The organism is Oscillibacter sp. CU971, assembly GCF_905219725.1.
GTDB lineage: Bacteria > Bacillota > Clostridia > Oscillospirales > Oscillospiraceae > Oscillibacter.
The window spans coordinates 1-6,636 of sequence record NZ_CAJMXG010000168.1; the positions used below are offsets into that span (position 1 = coordinate 1).

General features: G+C 64.7%; 5 protein-coding genes. 2 read left to right on the top strand and 3 right to left on the bottom strand.

The window, feature by feature from the left end:
• The coding region (locus JX325_RS11260) for an ROK family transcriptional regulator (RefSeq protein ID WP_204791218.1) at positions 1 to 814 on the bottom strand (814 nt) is incomplete at its 3' end.
• 220 nt (positions 815 to 1,034) lie between these two features.
• Here JX325_RS11260 and JX325_RS11265 point away from each other — a divergent pair.
• Together JX325_RS11265 and glpK are read left to right on the top strand one after the other, a co-directional pair.
• The gene (locus JX325_RS11265) at positions 1,035 to 1,961 is read left to right on the top strand and encodes an alpha/beta fold hydrolase (RefSeq protein WP_204791219.1); all 927 of its coding nucleotides are present in this window, start codon (positions 1,035 to 1,037) and stop codon (positions 1,959 to 1,961) included.
• A 20-nt stretch (positions 1,962 to 1,981) separates the two neighbouring features.
• Positions 1,982 to 3,481, top strand: a complete 1,500-nt coding sequence (gene glpK / locus JX325_RS11270; RefSeq protein ID WP_279380532.1) for a glycerol kinase GlpK — start codon at positions 1,982 to 1,984, stop codon at positions 3,479 to 3,481.
• A 59-nt stretch (positions 3,482 to 3,540) separates the two neighbouring features.
• On the opposite strand, the gene JX325_RS11275 is transcribed toward glpK, so the two are convergent.
• Positions 3,541 to 5,766 (bottom strand): RND family transporter, encoded by a 2,226-nt coding sequence (locus tag JX325_RS11275; protein ID WP_204791220.1) that lies wholly within the window; start codon positions 5,764 to 5,766, stop codon positions 3,541 to 3,543.
• Between the two features lie 16 nt (positions 5,767 to 5,782).
• A partial coding sequence (locus tag JX325_RS11280) for a hypothetical protein (protein ID WP_204791221.1) occupies positions 5,783 to 6,636 on the bottom strand: 854 nt, incomplete at its 5' end.

Consider the following 6,636-nt stretch of genomic DNA (forward strand, 5'->3'; position numbering starts at 1 on the left):
GGCTGCCCCCGGCGTGATCCGAAAGGACCTTGGCGGAGCAGTAGGCGTCCAGGCAGCCCGCCTTGCCGCACCAGCACCGGCGTCCGCCGGGAACCAGGGTCATGTGCCCGAACTCCCCCGCCCGGAGGTGATCCCCCAGGCAGAGGCTCCCGTCCCGGAGGATAGCCCCGCCCACCGTGTCGTCCAGGGAGAGATAGACCATATCCCCATCCACGCCCCGGAACTCCGCCAGGCCCGCAGCATGAGCGGCGCCCAGGCAGCGGCAGGGCCAGGGTATCTGCTGGGTAAAGCGGCTAAGCGGCACATTCCGCAGCTCCAGAGCGTGGGACTCCCGCAGCACGCCCCGCTCCCCGTCCACAATGCCGGGAAGGGCTATGCCCACTCCCAGAATCCGATCCGCCGCGCCGCTGGCCTCCACAAAGCGCTGGAGCAGGCCGCCCAGGTACTTGAAATAGATCTCCTCCATGGAGAAGCGGAGGGCCCCCGTGGCCTGCTTCAGAAGGTTCCCCCCCAGGTCCGTCAGCACCACGCCGACGTGGTCCGCCGTCAGGTCCACGCCCACCGCCACCCGGGCGTCCCGCACGGGAGCGTAGGCCTTGGNCTTCCGGCCGCCGGTGGAGGCGTACACGCCGTCCTCCCGAACCAGCCCCAGCTCCGTCAGCTCCTTCACGTTCTGCAAAATCGTGGGCCAGCTCAAGGCCAGCTTCTGGGTCAGCTCCATTTGGGAAACCCGGTCGCTTTTCAGGATGCAGCGCAGGGTGTTCACCCGGTTGCGCCGCTTGACGTCCATGTTGTTGGCAGGCGATATGGTCATGGCTCCTCATTCCCCGTCTCTTGTTTTATAAAGTCTTTATGAATATCATAACGGATTTTTTGCCAAATGGCAAGCCCCTTTCCGGAAAAAATTTGCCCGGACCGGCTTTGCCGCCGCTTTTGGTTGACAGCGGCGGCGGGGCACGGTATACTTTCTATAATTCCTTAATTTTCCGGTCAATTTATAGGGGCGCTCTCGCCCCGGAACAGGAGGAGCAGCGATGTTACACGAGATCAGCTTCCAGTCCTTCAACCAGCGGGACCAGGTCCAGGGGTGGATCTATGTCCCCGCAGCCCAGCCTGTGGGCATCATTCAGCTGGTCCACGGCTTCGGGGAGCACTCCCGGCGCTATCTTCATATGATCTCTAAATTCCTGGACGCCGGCTTCATCGTGGCGGCGGACGACCATGTGGGCCACGGCAGGACCGCCGTGGTCAACAGCTCCTGGGGCGACTGGGGGGACAAGGGCCCCCACACCATGATGGANGACGAACACACCCTGACCACCCTGGTCAAGGAGAAATACCCCGGCCTCCCCTGCTTCCTCTTCGGCCACAGCATGGGCTCCTTTATCGCCCGGGACTACATCACGGCTTACGGCTCCGAGCTCACCGCCGTCACCCTCTGCGGCACCAGCGGCGTCTTCCCCGGGCTGGAACAGGGCATGGCCATGCTCCGGGCCGCCGTGGACGCCGGGCAGGGGGACGCCTCCGACCCCAGCGCCGCCGGGGCCCTGCTTGGCTGGATGTGCGAGCGGTGCACGGAGGAAATCAAATACGGCAACGAGTGGATCTGCTCCGACCCCTATGTCCAGGCGGACCACGCCATGGACCCCCTGGACGCCTTCTCCCGGCCCACCAGCAACCGCTCCTTCCTCTACTTCTGCCAGATGATCGATTTCATCACCGGCCCCGCCTGGGCGGAGAAGGTGCCCAAGGACCTGCCCGTCTACAACATCGCCGGCGGCGAGGACCCGGTGGGCCAGTACGGCGAGGGCGTGAAGCAGGTTTCCGCCTGGCTGGAAGCCTCCGGCCACAAGGTGACCACCAAAATTTACGACGGTTACCGCCATGAGATCCACAACTACGCCAATCTCAAGGACCAGGTGGAGCAGGGCGTCATCGACTTCTTCAAGGGGACCCTGTGACCGGCGCGGGAGGAGCGGACGTGAACGAGAAAAACTATGTGATTGCCATGGACCAGGGCACCACCAGCTCCCGGTGCATCCTCTTTGACCGCCGGGGGGAAATCCGGGCCGTGGTGCAAAAAGAGTTCCCCCAGATTTATCCCCAGCCCGGCTGGGTGGAGCACGACCCCATGGACATCTGGTCCACCCAGATGGGCGTCGCCATGGAGGCCATGCAGAAGGCCGACGCCCGGCCGGATGAAATCGCCGCCATCGGCATCACCAACCAGCGGGAAACCACCCTGGTCTGGGACGCCGCCACCGGAAAGCCTGTCTGCAACGCCATTGTCTGGCAGTGCCGCCGGACGGCGGACCGCATTGAGCGGCTCCGGCGGGACGGGCTGGAGGAGGCCGTCCGTCAGAAAACCGGCCTGATTCCCGACGCCTACTTTTCCGCCAGCAAGCTGGAATGGATTCTGGACAACGTCCCCGGCGCCCGGCAGCGGGCGGAGCGGGGGGAGCTGCGGTTCGGCACCGTGGACACCTGGCTTATCTGGAACCTGACCGGGGGACGGGTCCACGCCACGGACTACACCAACGCCTCCCGGACCATGCTCTTTGACATCCACAAGCTCCAATGGGACCAGGAGCTGCTGGACTACTTCCGCATCCCCGCCTCCCTGCTGCCCCGGGCCCTGCCCAGCAGCTGCCTGTTCGGCGAGACGGACAAGTTCGGCGGGTCCATCCCCATCGCCGCCGCCGCGGGCGACCAGCAGGCCGCCCTCTTCGGCCAGTGCGGCTTTGAACCGGGGGACGTGAAGAGCACCTACGGCACCGGCGGCTTCCTGTTGATGAACACCGGGGCGGAGGCGGTGGCCTCCAAGCGGGGCCTCCTCACCACCATCGCCGCCGGAACGGGAACGCAGATCCACTACGCCCTGGAGGGCAGCGTTTTCATCGCCGGGNNCGCCATCCAGTGGCTCCGGGACGAGATGAAGCTGGTGGACAGCGCCGCCCAGACGGAGGAGATCTGCTCCCGCCTGGAGGACGCGGGAGGCATTTATGTGGTCCCGGCCTTTGTTGGCCTGGGGGCCCCCTACTGGGAGCCCTACGCCCGGGGCACCGTAACGGGCCTCACCCGGGGCGTCACCCGGGAGCATTTCATCCGGGCGGTGACGGAATCCCTGGCCTACCAGACCAACGATTTGCTCTCCGCCATGAAGGAGGAGTCCGGCCTGGCCCTGGGCTCTCTCAAGGTGGTCGGCGGAGCCAGCGCCAACAGCTTCCTCATGCAGTTCCAGGCGGNCCTGNCGGACACCCAAATCCAGCGGCCCCGGTGCATCGAAACCACTGNCCTGGGGGCGGCGTACCTGGCGGGGCTGGCCTCCGGCTTCTGGAGGGATCTGGACGAGATTCGGGGCAACTGGGCCTGTGAGCGGACCTTCTCCCCCGCCGTCTCCCAGCAGCGGCGGCAGGAGCTGCTGAAGGGCTGGAAACGGGCCGTGCGCTGCGCCATGGCCTGGGCAAAGGATGAAGACTGACCAATCATGCGAAAAGGCCNCCGGAGGACATCCCTCCGGGGGCCTTACTGGATCTTCCGTTATTCCCCGCGGGCGGAAACCGGCTCCATCTCTATGGAAACCACCTCTGCCGGCGTCTCGCCGGCAGAGGCCGCCGGAATGGCCGCCTCCGCCAGGGCGGGCGGGGTCTCCGCCGTGGGAAGCGCCTCCCTCTCCGAGCCGGGCAGGGCCGGAGCGGGGTCCGGCGTTTTCCAATGCCAGCTGGTCTTGTTAAAAACCGGCTCGCAGACGCAGAGAACGGCGGGCATGAGGAAGATGCTCACCAGCGCCGAGATCAGCGCGCCCCGGGCCAGCATGACGCAGATGGCCCCGATGAGGTCGATGGAGGACACGAAGGACACCCCCAGGGTGGCGCAGAAGAGCACCAGGGCGCTGGTGACGATGGACGCGTCGGAGGACGCGGCGGCAACGCGGATGGCCTCCTCCCGTCCAAGGCCCTTCTTCAGCTCCTCCTGGAAACGGGAGGTCATCAAAATGGCGTAGTCCACCGTGGCCCCCAGCTGGACGCAGCTGATGATGGTGGGGGCGATGAAGGGAATTTCCGTGCCCAGGAAGTAGCAGCAGCCCTGGTTGATGAAGATGGCCAGCTCAATGGTGGCCACCAGCACCAGGGGGACGGAGGCGGACTTGAACACAAAGGCGATGATAAGGAAGATGGCCGCGATGGAAATATAGTTCGTCACCTGGAAGTCCACCGCCGAGGTGTCGATCAAATCCCGGTACATGGCCCCCTCCCCGGTGATCATGGCGGAGGGGTCGTAGCTGTGGAGGATTGCATTCATGGCGTCCAGCTGGGCCGCCACCGCGTCTGTGGCCGGGGCATAGCTGGAATTGATCATCATCAGCTGCCAGCCCTCCTGGCGGAGCATGTTCTTGAGGTCCTCCGGGATGAAGAAGTCCGGAATGCCCACGCCCAGCATCTTGTGGAAGGACACCACGGAGGTGATGCCGGGGACCTCCTCCATCCGGCGCTCCAGCTCCCCCATGTCGGCGGCGCTGAGGTCGTCCCGGAGGACTACGAAATGGCTGGTCGCCATATCGAAATCGTCCTTCAGCTTCTCGTTGCTGACGATGGACGGAAGGTCCCGGGGCAGGGATTCGTCCAGCTTGTAGTAGATGTCCGCGTGGCGCTGGGCGTAGACCGCCGGGAAAAACAGCAGCACTGTCAGCACCACCAGGGGGACCTTGTACCGGAGGATGAAGGCGTTGACCTTATCGAAGGAGGGAATCAGGGTCTTGTGCTTGTGCTTTCCGATCTGCTTGTCGAATATCAGCACCAGAGACGGCAGGACCAGGATCACCGTAGCCACCCCCAGGACCACGCCCTTGGCCATGACGATGCCGATGTCCCGTCCCAGGGTCAGCCNCATGAAGCACAGGGCCAGGAAGCCCGCGATGGTGGTCATGCTGCTGCCGGAGAGGGAGCGGAAAGCGGCGATNATGGCCTGGGCCATGGCGTCCCGCTTGTCGTCATAGCGCTCCCGCTCCTCCTCNTAGCGGTGGTAGAGGAAGATGGAGTTGTCCATGGTCACGCCCAATTGCAGCACGGCGGCGATGGCTTTGGTGATGTAGGAAATCTGGCCTAAGAAGATGTTGCTTCCGAAGTTGTAGACCACGGCCATGCCGATGCTGGCCAGGTACACGAAGGGCAGGACAGTGGACTCCAGCGTCCCGCTCATGGCCGCCAGGTCCAGCANCACCGCCAGTCCCACGAAGATGGGCAGCTCCCCGTCCATCACGTCCCGGGTGTCCTTGATGACCACGGAAAAGCCCGCCAGGAAGCAGCGCTCGTTGCAGACGCTCCGCACCTGCCGGATGGCCTCCATGGTCTCGTCGGAGGCCCCGGGATGGTCGTACTGAATCAGCATCATGGTGGCCTGGCCGGAGAAGAACATCTCCCGGAGGTCCGCCGGAATCATCTCCACGGGAACCTGGATGCCCACCAGATTGCTGAGCCACACGGCGCTGGACACGCCGGGGACGTCCTGGATATCCTGAATCAGCTTGTTGGTATAGCCCGCGGGCATCCCCTCCACGATAAGCATGCTGGTAGCCGCCATCTGGAAGGGCTCCTCCAGAAGCTGCTCCCCCTGGGAGGAGGGCAGATCCTGGGGCAGATAGGACAGGATGTCGTAGTTGATGCGGGTGGCGGCGTAGCCGATGAGAGAGGGAATCAGCATTAGCACGGCAATCAGGGCCACCAGCTTGGGCTTTCGGGTCAGCTTATGGGCGATTTTTTCAATCATGGCGGCTCTCCTCCCGTCATTGGAAGACGCCGGTGACGGCGTTCCAGAAGTCCCGGAACATCTGGGTCACCCGGCCCCAGAAGGTGGTTTTTTCCTTCACGGCGGCGGACGCCTCGTCCTCCTCCGGCTTCTCCTCTTTGATTTCCTGGGTGCGGATAAGAACCTGAATGCTGGTGGGGGCGGGATTCCGCTCGTCCGTCAGGGAAACCGGCTCCGCCGTGGCGTCCATCAGCAGGATGTTGTTCACGTCTCCGGTGTATTCGTTCCAGGTATCCTCGATAATTTGGGTGACGGTGTTTTTGGCCTCCTTCACCTGTTTCGTGGTGGCCAGGGCCTTGGCGGTCTGCCGCAGGGCGGCGGAGAGGCCCCGGAGGGACTGCTTCGTCCCCGCGTCCAGGTCCTTCCCCGTGGAGCGGGCCAGGTTCTCCGCGTCGGTGAGCAGGGCCTCCGTGTCCCGGATGGTGGTGACGGCGGAGGCGCTGAGGGTCCCCGTGTTGGCCAGGGCCTCCTGAAGGGTGGGCTCATAGCCGTTCAGCACGGTCCGCAGGGCGTCCACGTCCTCCAGAATTTCCCGCAGGGTCCCGGCGGATTGTCCCAGGGCGGCCATCAGGTCCTCCGCGTCGTCCAGATCCCGCAGCAGAATGTCCAGCTCCCCGCAGAGGTTCGCCAGGTCCCCCGCCACGGCGGCGGTGGGGCGCTTGATTTGGTTGAGGGAGGCGTTGAGCTGGCTTTGAATCGCGTCAATCCGGGCGGTAGCGCTGTCCAGGCCGTTGGTGATGAGATCCACCACCGCGCCGCCTACCGTGTTGTCCTCCGGGGGCTTGCTGGGATCGGAGGGGTCGCCGCCGTCCCCGCTGGAACCGCCGTCCC